The following is a 21,912-nucleotide window of genomic DNA, read 5'->3' as shown; positions in this document are numbered from 1 at the left end:
ACGATCAAGCGGCCATTCGTTTTTCGTATGTGGCCGGCGACATGTTGCCGGCCGCTGAATGCCTTCGCTGCCGATTGTAGAATACCTCGATATACTCGAACAGCTCTTTTTCGGCATCCTCAAGATTGTCAAAGATCCGCTCAGTAGTCTCTGCCTTGATCAATCCAATCGTTGATTCGGCGACCGCATTGTCCCAGCAGTCGCCTTTGCGCGCCATGCTCTGCATCATTTTCTCGCGCTGTAGAACCCGGCGTACTGCCTTTGAAGCGTATTGCGAGCCGCGATCAGAGTGAAAGGTCAACCCGGCCGGCGGACGCCGCGCCTGGATCGCTTTCTCCAGCGCCCTGACCGTATGTTCGGCATGCATGGAATCGGCGACAGTCCAACCGACGATGCGTCGCGAGAACAGATCGATGACCAACGAGAGATATACCCAGCCTTTGCGTGTCGCCAGATAGCTGATGTCTGCGACCCACACCGTGTTCGGAGCAATGCAGTCGAAAACTCGCCCCAGCAAGTTTGGGGCGATCGGCCCGTCATGGTTCGAATCTGTGGTTCGCGGCTTCGTTTTTCGCCGCGAAACGCCGCGTATTTCGAGCATTGTCATGACTTTTGCCACGGTCTTACGTGTCACCAAAGTTCCCATTTCCATGATTTCCACGCATATCTTTGGCGCTCCATAGCGTCGCCGACTTTTACGATGGACTTGCTGAACCAATTCTACCAGCTCCGGATTCGGAGCCCGTCCTTTCGCGCACAGGTGCTTTCGAAATCCCTCACGGCTGACACCCAGCATTCTTGCCATCTTCTCCATCGAGAACTCGCCGGCATGTTTTAACATGAAAGCGAATTTCACCGACGCAGGCGCGAGAAGACAGCGATGGCCTTTTTTAATATGTCGCGCTCTTCGCTTACGATCGCGAGCTGCTGGCGCAGCCGCCGGACTTCGGCATCCGGACTCAGACCGGCATTGTCCAGAGCCCCCTCGGAGAGTAGCTCATCTTTCCAGCGGCTCAAAGTATAGCCGCTGATGCCCAGGTCAGCCGCGATCTCGGCCTGGGTTTTCTTACCCTCAAGGGCCAGCTTCACGGCGTTGCGCTTGAAATCCTCGTCAAATTTGCTCTTGCGTTTCCTGCCCATTTCTCGATCTCCTTTTCATTCTGGAGACCGCCCTGCATTTGGCAACTCATTGGGGGCAGGTTCATTGTCCCCGACCGACCGATGCTTGATAATCGGAGAAAAGCGATGACGGTAGGAATGTTCCCGGCCTCTGCCTGCATCGGGCGGCTCCAATCTGGAAGAGTTGCAATCCGCCGGCCGACGCTCCTTCCGGCTCGTTCGCAAAAGACGTACATCCGCCGCCATCCAGAACCAAAAAACGATTGAACTGCTAAAGACGCCTATTTCACAATGGGCTATGCTCCCCCCCCCCGGCTTTACTGGATTGCGGTTTCCATTGTTGCCTTGATTGCGTCCGCGGCCGGCTGCATCGGGATTGTTGATCAGGGGATCGAACCGAACAAGAATGGGGAATCATTTCCTGCCTATCCGACCAGCGGCAGGCGTCTCTGGATTCCCTACTTGCCGCCAGCGCCGCTGGAATCGGCGCCCGACAATCTTGATTCGATGAGTTCCGAGGAACAGCACGCAGCGGAGGAGGCAGTCGTACAGTTCGGATTCTACGGGCTGCAAACTGCAGAAGCCTGGCAAGAGCAGTCGCAGCGAACTCGCCAAAATCTTGCCTATCAGGCCCTGACCAGCGACGAAATCGAGGCCACGGTCAGCGCTGACTGGGATCGCGGTAGCGCTGGCGAGGAAACGCCGCTGGACGTCGAAGCGCTTGTGCAATCGGAAAGCGCGGCTGCTGCTGAATTTGGCGCGGCCATGGAGCAGTCGCTGCCGGCAATGAGCATCGACGAATTGAAAGCGCTGCGCCGCTACCTTGCCAGCGCACTGGTGATTGCCGAGACCAGTCGCTTGAACAACGATCCGGAGTATGGCATACCCGAGGAGATTTTCGAACTCAGCATTGAAAACCTGCTGGCCTACCGGACAAAAGTCAATGAGGAGCTGCGCCGTCGCGGCGTGCATCGCATCGAATGAAGGCGCAGATTAAATACTTGTGCGCATTGTTGCTGCTATTACTCAGCGCTGGCGCCTGCACTCACGATGACCACGGTCCGTACGATTTCGGAACAAAACGGGCCAGCGACAACCTGCTCCGTGGCTTTATCTTCTTTGGCATCTATCGCGAATATATTCCGTGCGATTTGCCCGATGTCCGTTATTATTCACCCGGAGACAGCGCTACCACCAGTTTGAGCCCGGGGGGCGGCACTTTGTCTCCAATCTTTGGGATTGGCTGCTCCGCCAATCCCTGGAGTTTCACTGTTACACCCAGTGCAGGAATAGACGCATACATTCAATTGAAAAGTTGCACCGGCTTCTCCCCCGGGTCTACGGTTGCTGATTCGGGCGGTCCTGGCGTCCCGGAAAGTATCAGCGGCCCGGCCGGCTGCAGCGTCGGTAATAACGCCGCCCACTATTTTGAGGCAAAGAGCGGACCGGGTACCTTGACAGTTCAATTCAACTGAGGTGAACTCAAATGAAGCATTTCACAGCATTGACCGCAACGCTGGTTGGCATTGCGTTTCTGCTCATGCCAGGCCCGGTATACAGTCAGCATTTCCGCTGGCCCCGCCCTGATAACATCCAATTCTCCAACGGTCAAAACTACAACGCCGGCACCAGCGTCACCTTCTTTGGCGACAGTCGCCAGGACCTGATCACAATTCCCGGATACGGAGAATTCCCCGATGGCTGGCTGCCCTATCTGAAACTTGGCGCCAATCGCAACTGGAATGTGCAGAATCTGGCCGTTTCGGCAATGACTACCAAGGGGCTCTACGAATATATCCTGGCCTGCGCCAGGGAGTTGAAATGCACGACCGCCACCCGCTATGCCGTGGAAATTGGCGGCAATGATGTGATCTACAACTCGGTCGTCGTCTATTGGATGCCCTGGCGATTCCAAGTCAGCGTGCAGCATGTAAATCAGAATCAGCGCAAGGTAGTGCGACTGCTCAAGCTGATGCTGAGGCACCGCGGCGTTGCCAATCCCGGCGACAATCTGCTCTGGATGGGAAACTTCCCGACGGTCGGGCGCGGCCCGATCTCTGGCCCGCCCAAGCCCTGCTTCCACGGCGATCCCTTCTTCTGGAACGTCTGCGATCCGCCGCTGGGCGAGGCTCTGAATGACCCGTATACCTTTGTATCCGAATTTCACAAGGTCGAACTCGCGCTGCAAAGTCTGCTTGGCGCGCCGCTACAGTGGATCGGTAATCTTTTTTTGCAGATCTTCTCGTTTGCCGAGGCCGATCGCTGCACAAACACAAACTTCATCCTCGCCTGGTTTTGCGCCTACCAGACTTTTCTTTCCAAAGACAATTCATGGGCTACGCTGCCAGGCCTGATGATCTTTGCCAACTGGCAAAACGAGAGGGCGATGGCCGTCGAAGAAGGCATTCACTTTCTCGACATGTATCCGCGCTTTGTTTCGCCGCTGGACTGCGCTGCCGGCGGATGTTACACAGGCGCGTGGTCGCTGTACCGCGACCCCGCCCATCCTGGCTACAAAGGATACATGATCTGGGGTCATGATCTTGGAAAATGGATGGCCGACCACAACTGGGACACGCCCTACAGCGCCCCGATCAGTATTCTCGACTATGAAGCTTTGAATCCGCCCGCTCCGGGCGGCTCCTTTGATGAGGCGCCCAAGGAGCAAATCGACGATGTCATCGCAACACAGCCTGACAATTTCTGGTTCTTGGTCGGACTTTGCTTCGCAACCGGTATCTGCTATACATGAGGAAGAGAAGTTCGCCCAGAATCCAAATTCTCTACGCGCGCCGTCTACCACTGCATCTCCTGGCCCGCAAAGCGGGTCTTGAGATGCTCGTGTAGATTTTGCAATGCCGCTGGATCCGGCAGACCCAGGCGCAGCTGTGCATCCTGGTCAAAATAGACGTAGCTGGCGCGGCCTTCTTCGGCGCGCAAGAAGGCGTCGGCCAGATGTACTGCGCTGGCGGCAATGGATGCTGCGGCGGGCGCGGCAAAGGCCGAGTGGTGGTAGCGAATTACGTCCGGCAGCGGATCGCCAAAGGACCAGCGTTCGGCAAGCATACCGCCCACCTGAGCGTGAGAGACGCCCATGGCCACTTCCTCCAGCACAGAACTTGAGTTATCCGTACGATCAATGCGCAAGGCGCTGATCTCGCCGGCCTGCGCTGGATCGATGGCGTGCAGAATGATCTTGCCGATATCGTGCAACAGACCGCCCATGTAGGCCACGTCGCCGTGTTTGCGCTGGCCGCAGGCCTCGGCAATGCCGCGCGCATAGTTGGCGCAGCGAGCGGCATGCGTCCAGAACTGCTGAAAAATTGGAAACTGCGAATTCAAGAGCTGTTTGCTGGAGTGCGCCAGGGCCAGCTGCCGCACGTTTTTGGCGCCAATGACGGACACGGCGCGACTGATGCTTTCGGCGCGCGCCCCGCTGATGAAGCCGCCGGAGTTGGCCAGGCGCAGGATGCTGGCGGCAAGCGCCGGATCGCGTTCCACTTCGCGAGCGATGGCCGGCAGACCGGTATCTGGATTATCACAGAGATCCATCACGCGCTGGATAGCCTGCGGAAAGGTCGGCAGGTTTTCGACGTGATCGGCAATCCGCTGGCCCAGCTCTTCGGCCACGCCCGGTCGCTGCAAATTGCGCGGAATGGTCAGACTGACGCGCGTACGTTTGCCGTCGGATTGAATGGCGAAGTTCTTCTGTCCGATGCCGCTCTTGCGCAGCAAGATCAGATTGAGCAACAGTCCAATCCCGGCGCCCTCCGATTCATCAAAGCCATGTTCGAAGGCCTCGGCGATGGAATCCATTTTTTCAGCGAGCTTCAGACGGGAGCGAATACGACTCAGTTCGACGGGAGTGATGCCGACGTTGTTTTCAACGACCACGCGAAAGGAATCTGGCCTCATCTCCAGATAGAGATGAACCATCAGCCCATAGGCCTCGATCGCCGGCAGCCAGCGGCGCGAATCCATCACCGCTTCGCTCTTGAAGTCCTCCATGACCTTTGCATAGACTTCCGGATTTTCGATATCGGCCTTCTTCTCGCGAAAGTAGGCGCGCTTCAAGTTGGCCTTGGTGGCATTGCCTATGGCCTCTCGCAGCAGCGTGAGCGCAACATTGTCCAGAAAGGTAAGCTGGTAGGCGCCAAGGACTCGACTGATCAAGTAGCTGGTCAAATCGCTATAGAGCGGCGTAAAATATGGGAAGGAAAAGCGAACGCGGTTTTGCTGACGCAGCAGCCCGACCGCCTTTCGCTTCATTGCCTCTAAATCGGGCGCCGCCTGCATGGGGCCGATGTGGCCGCCTCAGCCCCCCCAGGTCAACCAGATTCGGTCGCAACTGACCTGCCGTCCGACCAACGTCGCTCCAGCAGGATGTACAGACCGGGCAGCAAGAGCAAAGTGAGCGTGGTAGCCGTGATCAAGCCGCCAATGACCACCGTTGCCAGCGGCCGCTGCACTTCGGCGCCCAGGCCAGTATTGATGGCCATGGGCAAGAAGCCCAGACTGGCCACCATCGCCGTCATCGAAACCGGCCGCAATCGAATCATCGCTCCCTCGCGAGCCGCATCGTAGAGCGAGCGGCCTTCGGCGCGCAATTGATTGATAAACGAAACCATCACCATCGCATTCAGGATCGCAATTCCTGACAGGGCGATAAAGCCGACGGACGCGGAAACCGAAAAAGGGATGCCGCGCAGCGCCAGGGCCAGTACGCCGCCCGAGGCCGCAAAGGGAATGGAAACAAAGACCAAAAGGGTCTGGCGCAGGCTGCCAAAGCTGCGCATCAGCGTAAGGAAGATAACCGCCAGCACCAGCGGAGTCACAATCAACAACCGCGTCCGGGCGCTCTGCAGATTCAAGAATTGTCCGCCCCATTCGGCATAGTAGCCCTCCGGCAAGTGCAGCTGGCTGTCGACGGCCTGCCGCGCTCGCTCCACAAAGCCCAGGGTATCGGCGTCCGACAGATCAATGGCCACCGCCGCATAGCGACGCGCGCCGTTGCGGGCGATGTTGATGATTTCCTCCTTTTGTTCCAGACGGGAGACTGTCGAGATGGGCATGGCCCCGCCGTCGCCCAGACCCACCGGGATGGCGCCAATGCGCCCTGGATCATTGCGATGTCCCTCAGGCAAGCGGAGCACAATGGGAAATCGACGGTCCTGTTCAAAGTAGCTGCCCACGCGGCGCCCGCTCATCGCCGTTTCCAGCGCAAAATTGGCATCGGCCAGCGAGATTCCAGAGGCCGCCAGGCGCTGGTAGTCCAGATTGATATTCAGGGCCGGCCCCTTGCGCAGGGCTGTGATCGCATCCAGCTCCACCGATTCGGCGCCCGGCATCGACTCCAGCAGCGTGGCAGCGCGCCCCTGCAGCGCGTAGAGCTGCTCCAGATCGGCGCCAAAGATGCGCAGGTTCACGTCGGCGCGACTGCCCTCCAGGATTTCGTTGAACCGAAACTCAATCGGCTGACTGAGAGAGATTTCGGCAGCGGGGAATTCCTTTTCCATGCTGGCGCGGATCGCTTCACGCAATTCCGCGACGCTGCGCCTGTGCCCATCGACCAGCGGCCATTGCTCGCGATCTTTCTTGAGTATCAGTAAAGTATCCGCCATGTAGACGCCCATCGGATCGGAAGCCGATTCCGCCGTGCCAATGCGCGCAGAGGCGCGCTCCACTTCGCCGAACTTCAATAGAATTTGCTCGGCGCGCTTCTGCTCTTCGATCGAGGCAGTCAGACTCATCGAGGGATCGCGCACAAAGCTGACCAGCAGATCGCCCTCGCCAAGCTGTGGAATGAAATTGGCCCCCAGATGCTGAAAGAGCATCAACGAAACGACGGTCACGATGGCGGCCAGCGCCGCCAGCAACTTCGTGCGCCGAAGGGCGAAATCCAGCATTGGCTGATAGAGGCGTTGCAGCCAGACAAAGGCGACTGGCGTCTTGTGCGCCGGCGGCTTGCTCATCAAGAAGATCATCGCCAGAGCTGGCATCAGCAGCAGGGCCACAGCCAGACTGGCCCCAAGCGCCATCAACACCGTGAGCGCCATTGGTCGAAACATCTTGCCTTCAATGCCCTCGAGGCTGAGAATCGGGGCGTAGACCACCATGATCACAAACAGTCCAAAGCTAATCGGGCGCACTACCTCGGCGGCGGAACTGCGCAGCAGTTCCATCTTTTCCGAAAAGCTCAGCTGGCGAGGATCGATGTGCTGCATACGACGAATCAAGTTTTCTATTAGAACCACCGCGCCATCGACCAGCAGTCCAAAGTCAATCGCACCAAGGCTCATCAAGTTTGCCGATACGCCAAAGCGCTCCATACCGACGGCGGCAGCCAGCATCGAAACTGGAATGGCCAGGGCCACCAGCAGGGCGGCGCGCACATTGCCCAGAATAAGCAGCAGCGTAACGATAACCAGCGCCGCGCCCTCGGCAAGGTTGCGCAGTACAGTCTGAATGACGCTATCTACCAGAAAATCCCGACCGTAGACCTCCGTCGCAATTACATCGCCTGGCAGCGGCGCGGCAGCCAGCGCCGCGCGCGCCGCCAGCGCTGTTTGACGGCTGTTGGCGCCCAGCAGCATCATCACCGTCGCCAGCACCGTCTCCTGGCCGTTGAGCGTCGCAGCGCCCACCCGCTGGCGGTGACCCTCGCGAACGCGAGCCACGTCGCGGAGTCGGATCGGCGCGCCATAAACATTCAAGCGCACCGGCAGCGCTGCCAGCGATTCCAGACCGGGCGCCGCGCTGCGCGTGCGCACTACAATCTGTCTCCGATCGCGCTCGATGTAGCCGCCGCCTACGCTCTCGCCCACCGTCGCCAGCCGATCGACCATTTCCTCCAGCGTGACGCCCAGTGCGCCCATGCGCGGCGGATCCAACTCAACATGAATCTCGCGGGAGTAGCCGCCGATAGCATCGATCTCGGCTACGTCTGGAATCCGCGCCTTCAAATAGGGCTTGAGCACATAATCCTGAATCGTGCGCAGATAAAGCAGTCGCTCTTCCTCGGATCGCGAAGCCAGGGCGCTGCCTGGACGGGCGCTCAGCGTGTAGAGAAAGACCTCGCCAAGGCCAGTGGATACCGGACCCAGGCGCGGCTGAAGACCGGCCGGCAGCTCTTCGGCCACGCTTTGCAGGCGCTCGCTGACCTGCTGGCGCGCCCAGTAGATATTGACATTTTCTTGAAAGACCACAACTACTTGCGACAGACCAAATCGCGAAAGCGATCGCACTTCGCGCACCTGCGGCAGACCGGATAGCTCGGTTTCAATACGATAGGAGACCGCCGTTTCAACCTGAGCGGGGTCCAGCGCTCCGGTGTTGGTATTGACGGTCACCTGCACGTTGGTAATATCCGGCACTGCATCAATGGGCAGCCGCAACGCCGAATAGATGCCAGCTGCGCAAAGAATGGCAGCCCCTGCAGCCACCCAACGCCGATTCTTAATAGAAAATGAAACTAATTTTTCAAGCATTACCTTTTCCTCCAGATGATTCAAGGGGCGGCGGGCAAGGAGAACTCGCCGGCCAGGGAATAGAGACCCATCCACTGCAGCGCGAAATTGGCCTGCGCCTGGTAAACCTCGTGGGCGGTTTGAAAGCTCGCAGAGTCGAGTTCCAGAAAAGTCAATAGCGCCAGGCGGCCGGTGCGAAATGCCTGATCTGCGCCGCGCAGGTTGGCGTCGACCCTCTGCAAAAGCGATGGCGGAAAGCGATTGAGATTCTCCGCGGCGGCCGTCGTTCGCTCGCAGGATTCGCTCAGCAGCTGGTCGATCTCCGTTCGACGCTGTTGCAGGCGTATTTGCTCGGCCTGCAGACGCGCCTCGGCCATGGCCACGCCGCGCTGGTTGCGGTCAAACAGCGGCAGTTGCAAACGCAGGCCAAATCCCAGGTAACGCTCGCCAAGCGGCGATCCATCTTCGGACAGGGTCGCCGTGACGGCCGCTTCTGGATAGCGCGCAATCCGTTCGCGCCGAAGCTCGGCCTCCGCTGCCGCCAGAGTTGCGCCCTGGATCTGGATCTGCGAATTGCGTTCGAGGGCTGTACTGCGCAGCCGCTGGCATTCTCCGGCCTGGGGCGCGGCGGCCTGCGGCAGCCAGTCCGCTTCCAATGCTGGACGTTGCTCGCGCTGCAGATAGATGTTCAGGCGAGTCCAGAGCGCAGCCTGTTGCACCCTCAGATCGGCGTGCTCGCGGCCAAGGATGCGCAGACGATCGCGAACCAGATTGCGCTCTGCCTGCTGCGCAGGAGAAAGAAATGGGCGCGATCGTAAGTAAATTTCAATTAATTCCAGCCGTCGCAATCGGTCATTGGCTCTGTCGATCAATCGATCGCTGGCGGCAATGGCATAAAAGAGACCGGCCACGCGCTGGCGCAGCAAGAGGCGCGCTTCCTCCTGCTGCAGTGCGGCAATGCTGCGCCGAGCGGCGGCCATCCCCTGCAGAGCGTCGGCGGCGCCCGGCCAGCGAAAGGGCTGCGCCACAGTGATACGATACGACCCGGCGCGTCCGCCCGGTTCCAGCGGACCGCCGGATGCGGCGCTGCGCACCCCCCCCTCGACGTCCAGCTCCGGATTGCGCCACTGTGCGGCGTAGTCGACGGCGATCTGCATTTCATTCAGCAGCGCCTCGCCGGCGCGCAATTCCAGGCTGCGCCCGGCCGCTTCCTCCAGCGCAGAGCGAAGGTTCAGGCCTCCGCCTTCCGCTGGCTCAGCGGCCAGCGGCAGCGAGATCAAAAGTATGAGCAGAGCGACCCGTATCGGCGACATGACCCGAACCATAGCCGATTCGGAGCATCTCAGCAAGAGTACAGATGTACTTGTTGGAAGGGCGCGTCCCAAAACCCGATGCGCAGGGTTTTGGGACGGCTCTATATCTGGAAGCTGTAGGCGACGGAAATCCAGTAGAGCAGCCGCGGCAATCGCTGGCGCTGCGTGTAGACATAGGTGGAAGTCGATGGGAAACCTGCGCCAGCGCTGATGGTCTGGGAGAGCGTTGCATTGATGACGCGCTGCACCGGATCATTGATCTTCGAGGGATCCTCGACCAGTCCATCGGCCCGTGTGGAGCCGCCGACCAGCCAGACGGGCAATCCGTCTGCGCCCTTGCCCATCTGGTCCGTATCGTACCAGCGCAGATCCGGACGGTAGCTGCCGTTCAGTCCCAGAGAGAAACCGGACAGTGTCAGAGCAATGCTGGCGCTGATGTCCTGCCAGCCCTGCAGTCGGTTGGCGATGCCATAGCCGGCGGAGAGACTGTAGTCCAGGCCCACGGAATCGCTGAGCGCGGCCGAATCGGAATAGGCCAGCTGGTAGTACTGGTAATTCTGTTCAGCTGGCGCGTAGCCGGCGCTCTCTGCTTCCGAACGCGAGGAAGCATTCATGAAGATGTTGAAACGTAACTGAGTGAGGAAGGGCGGCGCGTAACCCAGGCCGACCTCGCTGTAAGCGTAGTAGTCATCGCCCTTTGCCCCCGATGGATTGCCTCCATTGAAAATATAGTATTGCAAAGCAAAGAGTCCGAGGCTTGTTTCGCGCTCGTAGCCTATGCCCAGGTCGATCTCGTCCAGCCGTTTGAGTCCAACTGCCTCCTTGTAGTAGCCCGGCAGGCAGCTGCTGGAACAATCGGGAGCGATCGCCTTGCCCGTGCTGCCATCGCCGGGACGCAGAGCCGCCGCAATGGCTTCCGCTGGCGTGGTTGGGCTGCCAGCTGCGGCGGCCAGAGCCGCAATCTGGGCATCAGCGCCCTCCAGGCCGGAAAGCAAATCAGCGCCGCCAGGCCCGCTCTGGATCAGGCGATCCACATCGACATCCTGCCTGCCCTGCAGAGCAAAGGCGCTGAAGAAGTTGATCCACAATCCCTCCGCCGGCGGCGAGATGGTGATGCTTGGCGTAAACACCCATGCGCCGCTGTGCGATCCGTAGGCCTCGTGGTTCTGGACGGCGTAGTTGCTGTAAAAGTCGTAGCCGCGAAACACATAATTCGACGAAAACTTCAGTTCCACTTCGACGCTGCTCATCGGCAGGACTTCTTCTGCGCCGCCAGAGGCGGGCGCCTCCGAGGGTTCGTCCTGTGCGATCAGCTCGCCAGTAGACAGAAGAATCAATACGGCAGCCGCTCTAAGTATACGATGAATCACAATGCCCCCTGGCCGACGACAGACATCCGCGGGACTGTATTTAGATCACTGCGTCGCCAAGCGCAATCGGTTTTAGAGCCGGCGCCAGAGCCGCTCGGCGCAGTTCGATGCAGCGACTTCAGGGCCCGGCGCGCCAGGGACGCGGCTCATAGAGCAGAACCGCATGCTCCCACTGGCCCTCGATCTCGACGCGCACATGAAAGAGTACGCGCCGCGTAGAACGCGGCAATTGCAGGCTGGCTTCGTAGCAATCTCCATCGCGCACAAGCGCCAGTCGCCGCGGCGCGCGACGGCGCTCCTCCAGTTGAATCTCCGGCTGCAGGCCCTCATCCAAAGCGGTCTTCATGTCCGGCTCCAAAAAATAGAAGCAGGCTCGATTGCCGCTGGCGCTGAACTCCACATGGTGTATGCCGAGAGCGGCGTGTCGTCCGCCATGCGGTCCAAGCGGCGGCAGTCGCAAGGGATGTTCGTGACCATGGTCGTCGTGAGCAAGCGCGGCGCTTGCAACGCAGACCAGAGCCATCGCGATTGCGCAGCGGCCAGCAGAGCGGAGCTTGAGGGCGCGAATCTTTACGTCGATCATGTCTGTTCCTCCGTTGCTACTCTGCGCCGGCAGTCGGTCGTATACTTTGAATCAAAAGATCATATTCCAGATCCAGCAAGATGAGCTGACGACGGAGTTCCAGCCACTTGATCTGGCCCTCCAGAGCGCGGTCTTGAGCGGCAGCCAGATCGGCGGCGTTGCGCAAGCCGCGGGAAAATTCTCGGTCCGCCTGAAGCAAAAGGCTGCGGTTTGTGGTCGCAAGTTCGCTCCAGGTTGCAAAGGCCTCATGTAAGGCGAGGCGCTGTTGTTCAAGCTTTTGCAAACTCAATTGCGCTTCCAGGCGCTCCTGCTCCAGGGCCAGCAAGCGAGAATCGCGCTGCGCTTCATGGGAGCGGTGCAGGGCGTCGCCGTCTGCACTGCGAAGCAGCGGCACACGCAGACCAAGCTGCAGGCCAAGCTCCGGACGCTGCCGATCAAGCGCATCGCGAAAGGGACCCCATCCGCCGTAGAGTTCCAGCGCGGCCTGAGGCGCGAAATGCTCGGCGTGCTGTCGATCGCTGGCGGCTTGCGCCGATTGCGCGGCCGCTTCAAGGTAGCGACCGAACGCTGTTTCTTCCAATTTTATTTCGCGTAAAGGCAGCGCGGGCCAGGCCGGCGCCGCCGCCGGCAGGGCCAGCTCCAACTCGCTGCCGCACTGCGTCGTCAATTCACGCAAGTGCCAGATTGCTTCGCGCTCTGCTTGATCCTGCTCGAGCTGTGCAGTGCGCGCGATTTGCTGCATCTCAGCGATCTCGCCTGGCGCAGCTGTGCCGATGCGTACGCGCGGCGCCAGCAAACGTGAAAGGCGCAGAGCCTGGGCGCCGCGCAATTGAAAGGCCAGAGCCTGTTCTCTCTTCTGCCAGGCGCCGGCGGCGCTGGCGGCAATGCGCAATCGCAGGTCGATACGTCGCAGTTCCGCCTGCGCTCGCGTTGCGCCGATTTCGGCTTGTTCTTGGCGGCGCTGCGCGTCGCGCAGTCCGCCGTCCCAGAGCACCCAGCGCGCGCTCAGTCGCGCCAGCGGGCCGCCCTCGCTACGAGCCGCATTGGCAGCCACGCCGCCGCCCAGCTCGCCATCCACATCTGGCCGCCACCAGCGGGGAATGGCATCGCTGCGCGCCTGACTTGCCGCCTCGCTGCGTTGCAGACTGCGAAAGCCAGGCGACCGCTGCTCCGCTTGCTGCCAGAGACCTTCCAACCAGGCGCTCCAGTCCGGCGCCGCCTGCAGCTCGCTGGTTTGCGCGTCAAGTCCGCATGGAAGATAGATGCAGAACAGCGACGTTGCCAGGCCCGCTGCGCCGCCGACAATGCGGCGAAATATGAAACGGCGACTCATGGCAAGGCCTCTGGCGCGTAGCGATGCCGGCCGAGCAAGTAGTAGAGCAAGGGCGTCAGTACCAGATCAAGCAACGTAGAAGAAAGGAGTCCGCCGACAATGACCGTCGCCACCGGAAACAGTATCTCCCGACCGGGGATCGCTGCGCCGCCAAGCAGCACGGGCGCCAGACCAAGCACAGCGCAAGAGGCTGTCATCAGAACCGGCGCCAGACGATCCAGCGCGCCAGCGATGATTGTCTGGCGATTGAATTCGCGGCCCTCCTCGTGGATCATGCGTTCAAATCGCGTCAGCATCAAGAGACCGTTGCGCGCTGCAATGCCGGCCAGAGCAACAAAGCCAACCAGACTGGCCACGGAGATGCCTGCGCCGCTGATCCAGAGCGCAATTACGCCGCCAATGAAGGCCAGCGGCAAATTGATCAGCGCCTGAAGACACAACGACCAGCTGCGAAAATGCCAGTAGAGACCGCCGAGTATCAAGACCAGCGCGCCCAGACTGATCCACGCCATACGCTCGAGAGCAGTCTGCCGGGCCCGCAGTCGTCCGCCCATCTCCAGGCGATAGCCTTGTGGCAGCTGCAACTGCGAGAGCAGATCGCGCTCCACCGCTCGAGCAACCTCCAGCCCGCCGGCGCCGGGGCGGCTGGCAAACTGGACGGTCATCCGTCGTTCGCCGTTGTTACGCAGAATTTCATAAGGACCTTCGCTCTCATAGATGTCGACGACATCGCCCACACGTACGGCGCTGCCGTCCGGCCGATAGTGCAGCGTGATTGCCGCCAGCGCCTGGCGACTGCGGCGCACAGCGTCCGGCAGGCGCATGATGATTTCGTAGCTGCGCTCTTCCTCGTAGACGCGACCCACGCTGCGGCCGCCAAGCGCCAGACTTAGAAAACGAGCAATCTGCGGCGGCGAAAGACCGGCTGCACTGGCCTGAGGGTGTTCCACGCTCAGTTTCCATTCCGGCGCAAAGGCCGGGGTTTCCACAAACACGCCCTGCACATCGCTGCGCCTACGAAGGATCTCGCCGATACGGTGCGCCTGGTAGAGCAAGACTTCCAGATCTGTATCCTATACCGTAGCCGCCAGTGGCGAACGAATGCCTGTCGCTATGTGATCGATGCGATGTGAGATTGGCTGTCCAATATGCGCATTCACGTCGTTGCGCTCGCTGGCCAGTTCGCGGATGCGCGCCAGGCTGCGTTGCCGCGCGGCGCCGCTGAGCGCCGGATGAAGCAGGACCTCCAGTTCAGCGGAGTGCAGGCCCTCGCCATGCTCATCGTTTTCGGCGCGCCCGGTGCGGCGGGCAGTGGAAACGACGCCATGGACGCGGCGGATAGAGGCTTCAATTTGCTCGACGCGCCGCACGCTCTCCGGCAGGGAAACGCCGGGCGCGCTCTGCAACTCAATAGTCAAACTACCTTCATTGAAATCAGGCAAGAACTCCGCCGGCATTTGCCAGAACAAAGCTGCGCTGAGCAAGAATAGCAGCAAGGCCATAAGCGCCGGCAGCAGCGGCCGCTGAAATAAGCGCCGCAGGTTGCGTTGTTGCGCCGCCTTCAAGACTTGCAGTAGCTTTGTTTCACGCGGCGCAATGGCGCCTTCGCCGGATAGCAACAGTGCGCAAAGCGCTGGCGTCAAAGTCAGAGCAATGACCAGCGAACTCAATACAGCGCAAATATAGGCCGCCGCCAGCGGCCGAAAGAGCTGGCCTTCGATCCCGTCCAGAAAGAGCGCGGGCAGAAACACCAGAATGACTGTCATGACCGCGAGTACAATGCTGGCGCGAACTTCGCGCGAGGCCGCAAAGATCACATGCAACGCTGGCGCCGGCGTCGGACGCAGCGCATTCTCACGCAGACGGCGATGCACATTCTCGACATCAACAATGGCATCATCGACCAGTTCGCCCACGGCAATCGTCAGGCCGCCGAGAGTCATTGTATTGATCTCGAGCCCGAGGAGGTGTAGAACGCCGGCCGCTCCGCCCAGCGAAAGAGGGATGGCGGCCAGGGATATCAAGGTACTGCGCCCATTCCAGAGAAACATGGCCAGGGCGATGCAGAGAATGACGCTGGCATCGCGAATAGCGGCGGCAATATTGTGCAGTGACCGTTCGATGTAGTCCGCCTGGCGGAAGATCTGCGTTGACATCCGCGCCCCGCGCGGAAGCTCCCGCTGCAATTCAGCAACGCGCCTGGCTATTGCCTGATCCAGTTGCAGGGTGGAAACGCCGGGATGCTTTTGCACTGCAACGATGACGCCGCGCAGTCCGTTGATTCCGGCGTCGCCAACGGGCGGCGCAGCCGCAACGCGGACGGCGGCAATGTCGGCGACGCGCACCGGAAGTCCCCGCTGCCCGCCGCGAAATCCAAGTGTGGCCAAACCAATTTCTTGCGGATCGTAGATATCGCTGATTACGCGCAGCGCAATCTCGCGGTCCGGCAGATGCACTGCGCCGCCGGAGCTGTTCAGTCCCAGGCCGGATAGCGATTCGGCAGCGACGCCCAGATCAATGTTAGCGGCGGCCAGCCGCGCAGGATCGAGAAGTATTTGGTACTGCTTACGATCGCCGCCAAGTACAGTAACCGCTGATACGCCTGGCAAGGAGAGTAAGCGCGGCCGGAGACGCCAGTCGGCAAAATCGCGCAATTGCAGCGGCAGAGCGCCATCGTTCTGGGTCGGATACAGCCCAATCATCTGCACTTCGCCCATGATCGAACTGGCCGGCGCCAGATTTGCCTGTATGCCAGCCGGCAGTCGATCGTTGAGCGTTGATAAGCGTTCGGCAACGATCTGCCGGGAGCGGAAAAGATCCGCCTGCCAATCAAAGTAGACGGAGACCATCGACAGACCGCGGCGACTTGCGCTTTGCAAACTGCTGACGCCGGGCGCGCCGCTGATCGCTTGCTCCAGCGGCACAGTGATTTGCGTCTCGACCTCGCCGGCGGCCAGTCCCTGGGCCTCGGTCAATACCGTAACCACGGGCCGATCGAGATCGGGAAAGACATCCACCGGCAGCGTCGGGACCCACACTGCAAAGAATGCGCCAAGAACAAGCGCCGCGGCGGCAACAAGGCGTCGTCGCTCAATTGAAAAATGGATGATGCGATCCAGCGGACCTGGGCTTTGCCCCGCCGCCTGCTGCGATCTTTCTGCAGAGTGATTCATGCTCCTCCTGATTCAGACGCCAGCGGCGTCGAAAAAGATCAGGAGCAAAGCGGCGGGCCGCGAATCGCCCGGATCGGCCGCGCGGTTGAACGCGGCGCACGCATCGCATTAGCGCCTACCAAGATACTGGATTGTATGAAAGGCAAATCCAGCGCCGGCAAGGCTTCCGGGAGTCCATGCAGCTGGTGAAAGGGGCGACAGGCATCCAGCGGCGGCGTGACAGCCCACGCTGGCAGCCATTGTTCGGGGCATCGGATAGCGCTCAATTGATTGGCGATGCGGCTTGCTGCGGCGTATTCTTTGGCAGCGGCATGCGCCGCTTCCTCGGCGGCATCGTGATCGTCATGCTGGCAAAGCCGAGGCAGCCCGCCGGCGCTGAGATGAAAGTGCCACCCGTCAAGATGCGCCGCCTGGATGATTAAGAGGCTGAGCAGTAGCAGGATTGCTGGAGCGCGCCGCATCGCGCCGATGCTGACTTCCTTTCACAATCAGGCAATCAATTTGTTTCGGATTCGGCGATTGCCTTCTGAAGCTTTGCTGCTATCCTTTGACGCGCCTCCGGCGCCAGCTCGGGGGCTGCAGGCGCCTGACGCAGCGCCCGTCGCAAGAGCCGCTGTTGATTGTAGTAGCGTTTACAATAAATACAGATCGAAAGATGAATCCGAAATTGCAGCGATTCCCAGAAGCCTGCGCCTCGGTCCAGCTTGCGCGAAGCAATCTCGGTTATGTCGGCGCAGCGCGGCAGATGCATGAAAAGCCACATACGCCACGCCGACAGGGGTTTTTCGTCACTCATAGCCGCTGCGTTTGCCGACGCACTGCCGCAGAGCGCTGCGGGCGCGATGCATCAAGGTATGAAAGTTTGTCGCGCTCAGCTCCAGTCTGTCACAAATCTTTTCTGTTTTTTCGCCATCCAGTTCGCGCATCTGAAATACCAGGCGGGCCCGTTCCGGCAGGCGTTGCAGGCATTCCAGAAGGGCGGCGCGGAACTCGGACAGTTCGGCTTGTGTGTGCGGGTCCTGCCAGTGCTGCGGCGCCCGCGAATGGATATAAAAACGCTGCTCGTCGAAAGGCGAGACGCCATCGTAAGGATCGAAGTTGGTTTCTGGCGCCTGACGGTAGCGACGTCGCAAGTGATCCATAAGCTTATGCTTTAGAATAGAAATGAGCCAGGTTCGTTCGCTGGATCGACCGCGAAAGCTGTGGCGCGACTGCCAGGCTGCCAGCAAGGCCTCCTGCACCAGGTCCTCGGCCATAGCCGCATCGCTGAGCCGAGCGCGGGCGTAAGTATAGAGCGCGCCGCCATGCTGCTCTAGCCACTGGCCTGGATTCATGCCTGCTCAGGGCGCGCCGGAAGTAGCAAGTCGGCAAGAGCTTTTGTGGCGCGGCAGCAAGATTACGCAGCCGATAGACCACTCCTTGAGCCCGAGTCGCCCTTCCCGCCGTCGACCTTTGGCTTGCCGCCCGGCGCTTTGCGGTCAGCTTGCGCTTTGTGAAGCGTAAAAGCAGCAGCGCCCGTCGATCCAGCCTGACCAGAACAACGCGCGACGTCCCGCTTGCTGCGCCAGCGGACGCCAGCACTGGCAGCTCGCCTGCCGCCCGCATGCTACAGCTGGCGCTCAGGTATCTGCGTCAAATCCTGGAAGCGCTCTTACGTCTGCCGCGTTTCTTGCAGGTGGGCCCGGAAGACCGTAAGCAAATGTACATAGAGATCGATGGCGCCGCCACACTGCGCTCCATTCCCTACTGGTCGTTTATCTTTGCGGCCTGTGGCATCGCGACCCTTGGCTTAATCTTGAACAGCGCTGCAGTAATCATCGGGGCCATGCTGGTCTCTCCGCTGATGGCGCCCATTCTGGGCCTGGGCCTCAGCGTTGCTGTCGGCGACGCCTACCTGGCAGTCAAATCGCTGCTGACTATCCTTGCCTCATTGCTGGTCGCTACCCTGACCGCCGCATTGATTACTTTTCTTACGCCAATCAATGAGGTCACGCCAGAGATTCTGGCGCGCACCAATCCTTCGATGCTTGACCTTTTTGTTGCCCTGTTTTGTGGACTGGTTGCGGCCTACAGCTCGGTTCGCTCCGGCGGCCATGAGGCCCTGGGCAGCGTAGCGCCCGGCGCCGCAATTGGCGTGGCGTTGATGCCGCCGGTGTGCGTGGTCGGATACGGTCTGGGCCATGGATTTCACGGCAGCATGATGTGGGGGGCCTTTCTGCTCTTCCTGACCAACCTGCTGGCGATCATGATTGTTTCTTCGCTCTTCTATGTTTTGATCTACCGCGGCGCCCCTCGCGAAAAGTATCTGCAGATGCTGGCAGAAGGGCGCAGCCGGCACTTGCTGTACCAGCATCCCTGGCTTCGTCGTCTCTGGAATGACGCCAGTCCATTGAACCGGCGCCGCTTTGTTCTGCCGCTGTTGCTGCTGGCGGCGCTCAGCTATCCGCTCACCTCCTCTCTGATCTTGCTGAAACAAAGCAACGATCTGCGTCAGGCAGTACGGCGCGAACTGGCCAGCGTCCCCGATCTGCAGGTGTTGCGCGGTTCTGAAGCATTGCAGATTGATCGCGATCAGGTCAGCGGACAGATTGTTTATGCTGGCGCCGTGGATGCGGCTACTCTGGAGGAAAAAGTCAACAGTTCTTTGCAGGCACGCTTTGGCGAAGTCAAGGTACGGCTGCGCTTCCAGCGCGTGGCTGGCGAAACAGATTTGGACAGCCTGCGCTCGCTGAGCGCGTGGCGAGAGGCGACGGCCGCACAGCTTTACGATCCAGCCAATGAGGAACACGCTTCGATTGCGGCCCGCGCCTTGCTCGATCATCTTGGCGCACGTTTTCCCCCCGAATACGGCGCGGCGCTGGATCTGGAATTGAGCGCACGCAGCGGCGGCGGCCGATGGCTGAAACTTTACTATGTAGGGGCGGACCCCGGGGCGGCCGGGCGCAAGGCAATGGCGGCGTCGCTGCTGGGCAGCCTGCGCGCGGGCGGCAGTGAAATCGATGGCATGGATGCGCAGCGCGTCGGCGGCTGGCAGGGAAGCGCAGCCTGCGGCCGAAACACCGAAAGCGAACTGGTAGCGGCGCAGCGGCGCGCCCAGAGCCTGGAAGCTGCAGTGCGACGCAATCCAGAGCTGCGACTGCACTTGCTACTGAGGCCGGAGCTGGCCTTGAAAATGCCGGCCAATCCTCCCGCTGGAAGCAGGCGCGAACCGGTCGCCGCTGATTCCGCCTGTGCACTGCGTTACGAACTTTCCACAGCAGCGGCAGCGGGGGATTCCCCCGGGAGGTGAGAAATAGCCTCTTGAGCACAACCAAATCGTATGCCCCATAAGGGCTTGACCGCCAGCATCGACACACGGTCAATCCCGCAAGGAGTTTCTGCAACGATGGATGCTGGCGAGTTGAGTTTTGGTTTTTTGATCGCGCTGACGCTGGGTTTTGCCATTCTCATTGCGGTGCTGCGCTTTAAGACGCCCACACGCTGAGCGAAAGTCAATCTGCGGCGCCGCGACTGCCGCCTGCGAAAACTATGCAATTTGCTCAGGCCAGCTGATTTCGCCGCGGCTGAGCGGGCAGCAGAGCTAAACAGGCCTGCAAGGCGCCCTCTGCCTTGTGGCGTCGCAATCGACCGCCGGCCAGTTCCGCACGCCGCTGACCGGCGCTCAGAATCTTTTCACTTATCTGCGAGTCCGGCGGGCCGGCGTAGCGCCAGCATAGAAGCAGACGCAATTCCCTGCCGCGCCAGCTGAGACGCAACTGCATGTTGCTGGCGCCGGAATCCACGAAATCGGCGGCAATCCGGTAAGCGGCCAGTTCGATTTCCTCATCAAATCGCGCCCCGCCAATTTGCGAATAAAAGCGAATGCCGACGCGCAACCGTCGCCGCGCGGCTCGAACGAAAGATTCAATGGCTTCATAGAGCCCAAAGTCGTGCAGTTCCGTCGGCGTCAGGTCCTGCGTAAGCTGTTGCAGGTCGCGCACTGCCGCGCCAAGTTGCTGTCGAATTTGCTCCGCCAGTTGCATGCCCTCCGGCAGTCGACCCAGGCGAATCATTTCCAGCGCTGCATCCAGCGTGTAGCTGGCCGCCGAAACCGATTGGGCGGCCCCCTCCTGCAGCCTGGCGGCAATTCCTTTGCGCTCGCGCTCCTGGTCGACCAGCAGCGCCTGACTGCCCTGGCGCTCGGTGCGCAGCAGTTCTTGCTCAGCGGCCTGCGCTGCGGTGAGATCGCGCAAAATCGCATCCCAGATCACTTCGCCGCCGCGCCCGCGCCAGGCGCGCGCCTGAATAGAGATCGTCAGATATTCTCCGTCTCGCTTGCGCAAGCGCACGATGCTTTCCAGCAGCGAGCCGCTGCGGCGCGCATGCTCGCGACGCTCTTTGTGGCGAGCAAGGTCCGCCGGCGCCATCAACGCCTCCAAACCGCCGGCAGCCAATTCCGCTGTACTGTAGCCCGTCAGCCGTTCCAGGGCCCCGCCCAGAAAAATGTACTCGGCCCGATCGCCGCCGGTTTCGATGCGACGGACCACGGCGCTATCGGGCAAGCGACTGATCAATTCGCGAAGCATTTCCAGATGACGAGCATCCCGACGCTCCGCTGCCTTGCGTTCGCTGATGTCGCGCAGATTGCCGCGCACCAGTCGCCGCGAGGGGTCCGGCAGATGCGCCAGATGAATCTCCAGATCGATGCTCTCTCCTTTTCGATTCAAATGCACCCATTCAAATTGTTGCGGATTGCCGGCCAGCGCGCCTTCAATGTAGGCTTTCGCCGCTTCCGCGCTCAGTCGTCCGTCGGGCTGCCTTTCGGGGCTTTCTTGCCAGGGATTGGTTCTCAACAATTCTTCGCGCGGCAGATTGAAGAGTTGCTCAGCAGCGCTATTGGCGTCGATAAAGCGGCCAAGGTCCATATCCAGAATCGCAATGGCGTCCGGAGCGGAATCAATCAGGGAACGCAACTGATCGGCGCTACGACGCCAGGCGCTCTCTCTTAGAAAACGCTGCGTATAGTTTTCGGAAACACACAGACAGCAATCTTCCGACTGACCGTCCGCCGCCAGCAAGGGGCGCAGCCAGATCCAGTATTCCGCCTGCCCGAGGTCGACGTCATTGGTCAGCGCCAGAAAAGAACAGGCCTCGCCGCTTAGCGCGCGACGAAAAGCCTCCTCCCAGCTTTCGCCAGACTGCAGCGGCCTGTCCTGCAAAGCCGCAAGAACATTGTCGCCGACGCCGGGCGGATGACCGAGGGCCGCGGCATAAATTGCCGCAAAGGCATCGTTGTATTCCGCCAATTGCAAATTGGCATCAACGATCCAGACCGGATCCGGCCACGCCGCAGCGGCCCGAATCCAGAGCTCATTGGCGCGAGCCAGACGATCCTCTTGTGCGTCTTCGTTCACCGGGCGTCCAGCCGCAGCCTGACCAATCAGGCTGCGGTCGCCAAGAGAATAATATACGACGCTCAAGCGTCGATCAGTTACTGCATCGCGGTTTTGGAGCAAGCGCTCTGGCGGTTTTTGCCAGCCTCACATTTTTCTAACCCGGACAGCTCGAAGCTAGCT

Annotated in this window: 19 protein-coding genes; 6 read left to right on the top strand and 13 right to left on the bottom strand. The window is 60.5% G+C overall.

Annotated features, from left to right (window positions below):
* Positions 1-4 precede the first annotated feature (4 nt).
* Entirely contained in the window at positions 5-895 is an 891-nt protein-coding gene (locus K1X75_06075) for an IS3 family transposase (protein MBX7057615.1), read from the bottom strand.
* The gene (locus K1X75_06070; protein MBX7057614.1) at positions 853-1,140 is read right to left on the bottom strand and encodes a transposase; all 288 of its coding nucleotides are present in this window, start codon (positions 1,138-1,140) and stop codon (positions 853-855) included. The genes K1X75_06075 and K1X75_06070 overlap by 43 nt, the downstream gene beginning before the upstream one ends.
* A 270-nt stretch (positions 1,141-1,410) precedes the next feature.
* On the opposite strand from K1X75_06070, the gene K1X75_06065 reads away from it, so the two are divergent.
* From K1X75_06065 to K1X75_06055, 3 genes are read left to right on the top strand one after another with little or no spacing between them, the layout of a single operon-like run.
* The gene (locus tag K1X75_06065; protein ID MBX7057613.1) at positions 1,411-2,103 is read left to right on the top strand and encodes a hypothetical protein; all 693 of its coding nucleotides are present in this window, start codon (positions 1,411-1,413) and stop codon (positions 2,101-2,103) included.
* Positions 2,100-2,594: a hypothetical protein gene (locus tag K1X75_06060; protein ID MBX7057612.1), complete on the top strand. Its 495-nt coding sequence runs from the start codon at positions 2,100-2,102 to the stop codon at positions 2,592-2,594. Before K1X75_06065 ends, K1X75_06060 begins: the two co-directional genes overlap by 4 nt.
* Before the next feature lie 11 nt (positions 2,595-2,605).
* Positions 2,606-3,871, top strand: a complete 1,266-nt coding sequence (locus K1X75_06055; GenBank protein ID MBX7057611.1) for a hypothetical protein — start codon at positions 2,606-2,608, stop codon at positions 3,869-3,871.
* 44 nt (positions 3,872-3,915) lie between these two features.
* Here K1X75_06055 and K1X75_06050 read toward each other — a convergent pair whose 3' ends face one another.
* The 8 genes from K1X75_06050 to K1X75_06015 form a co-directional block, all read right to left on the bottom strand.
* Positions 3,916-5,388, bottom strand: a complete 1,473-nt coding sequence (locus K1X75_06050; GenBank protein ID MBX7057610.1) for an HDOD domain-containing protein — start codon at positions 5,386-5,388, stop codon at positions 3,916-3,918.
* A gap of 59 nt (positions 5,389-5,447) precedes the next feature.
* Positions 5,448-8,606: a CusA/CzcA family heavy metal efflux RND transporter gene (locus tag K1X75_06045; GenBank protein ID MBX7057609.1), complete on the bottom strand. Its 3,159-nt coding sequence runs from the start codon at positions 8,604-8,606 to the stop codon at positions 5,448-5,450.
* A gap of 20 nt (positions 8,607-8,626) precedes the next feature.
* Positions 8,627-9,898 (bottom strand): TolC family protein, encoded by a 1,272-nt coding sequence (locus tag K1X75_06040; GenBank protein ID MBX7057608.1) that lies wholly within the window; start codon positions 9,896-9,898, stop codon positions 8,627-8,629.
* A 101-nt stretch (positions 9,899-9,999) separates the two neighbouring features.
* Entirely contained in the window at positions 10,000-11,268 is a 1,269-nt protein-coding gene (locus K1X75_06035; GenBank protein ID MBX7057607.1) for a hypothetical protein, read from the bottom strand.
* Positions 11,269-11,386: 118 nt separating this feature from the next.
* Entirely contained in the window at positions 11,387-11,851 is a 465-nt protein-coding gene (locus K1X75_06030) for a hypothetical protein (GenBank protein MBX7057606.1), read from the bottom strand.
* Positions 11,852-11,867: 16 nt separating this feature from the next.
* On the bottom strand, positions 11,868-13,184 hold the full coding sequence (locus K1X75_06025) for a TolC family protein (protein MBX7057605.1): 1,317 nt from the start codon (positions 13,182-13,184) through the stop codon (positions 11,868-11,870).
* Complete coding sequence (locus K1X75_06020; protein MBX7057604.1) at positions 13,181-14,239, bottom strand: efflux RND transporter permease subunit; 1,059 nt, start codon at positions 14,237-14,239, stop codon at positions 13,181-13,183. Before K1X75_06020 ends, K1X75_06025 begins: the two co-directional genes overlap by 4 nt.
* A gap of 18 nt (positions 14,240-14,257) precedes the next feature.
* Positions 14,258-16,357 (bottom strand): efflux RND transporter permease subunit, encoded by a 2,100-nt coding sequence (locus K1X75_06015; GenBank protein ID MBX7057603.1) that lies wholly within the window; start codon positions 16,355-16,357, stop codon positions 14,258-14,260.
* A 176-nt stretch (positions 16,358-16,533) separates the two neighbouring features.
* On the opposite strand from K1X75_06015, the gene K1X75_06010 reads away from it, so the two are divergent.
* Positions 16,534-16,779, top strand: a complete 246-nt coding sequence (locus K1X75_06010; protein ID MBX7057602.1) for a hypothetical protein — start codon at positions 16,534-16,536, stop codon at positions 16,777-16,779.
* A gap of 74 nt (positions 16,780-16,853) precedes the next feature.
* On the opposite strand, the gene K1X75_06005 is transcribed toward K1X75_06010, so the two are convergent.
* Both K1X75_06005 and K1X75_06000 read right to left on the bottom strand, forming a co-directional pair.
* Positions 16,854-17,153, bottom strand: a complete 300-nt coding sequence (locus K1X75_06005; protein ID MBX7057601.1) for a hypothetical protein — start codon at positions 17,151-17,153, stop codon at positions 16,854-16,856.
* Positions 17,146-17,691, bottom strand: coding sequence for a sigma-70 family RNA polymerase sigma factor (locus K1X75_06000; GenBank protein ID MBX7057600.1), 546 nt, complete (start codon positions 17,689-17,691; stop codon positions 17,146-17,148). The genes K1X75_06005 and K1X75_06000 overlap by 8 nt, the downstream gene beginning before the upstream one ends.
* Positions 17,692-17,849: 158 nt before the next feature.
* Here K1X75_06000 and K1X75_05995 point away from each other — a divergent pair, with 158 nt between their 5' ends.
* Both K1X75_05995 and K1X75_05990 read left to right on the top strand, forming a co-directional pair.
* Positions 17,850-19,646 carry a DUF389 domain-containing protein gene (locus tag K1X75_05995; protein MBX7057599.1) on the top strand — a complete coding sequence of 599 codons (1,797 nt, stop codon included), beginning with the start codon at positions 17,850-17,852 and terminating at the stop codon, positions 19,644-19,646.
* Between the two features lie 30 nt (positions 19,647-19,676).
* A complete protein-coding gene (locus tag K1X75_05990; protein ID MBX7057598.1) occupies positions 19,677-19,841 on the top strand; it encodes a hypothetical protein in 165 nt (54 codons plus the stop codon).
* A gap of 55 nt (positions 19,842-19,896) precedes the next feature.
* Here the strand turns inward: K1X75_05990 and K1X75_05985 are convergent, their stop codons facing one another.
* Entirely contained in the window at positions 19,897-21,852 is a 1,956-nt protein-coding gene (locus K1X75_05985; protein ID MBX7057597.1) for a PAS domain S-box protein, read from the bottom strand.
* Positions 21,853-21,912: the final 60 nt, after the last annotated feature.

Source organism: Leptospirales bacterium, from assembly GCA_019694655.1.
Taxonomy (GTDB): Bacteria; Spirochaetota; Leptospiria; order Leptospirales; family Leptonemataceae; genus SSF53.
Note: the sequence above shows the minus strand (reverse complement) of the source record. Positions and strands in the feature narration are given on the sequence as shown.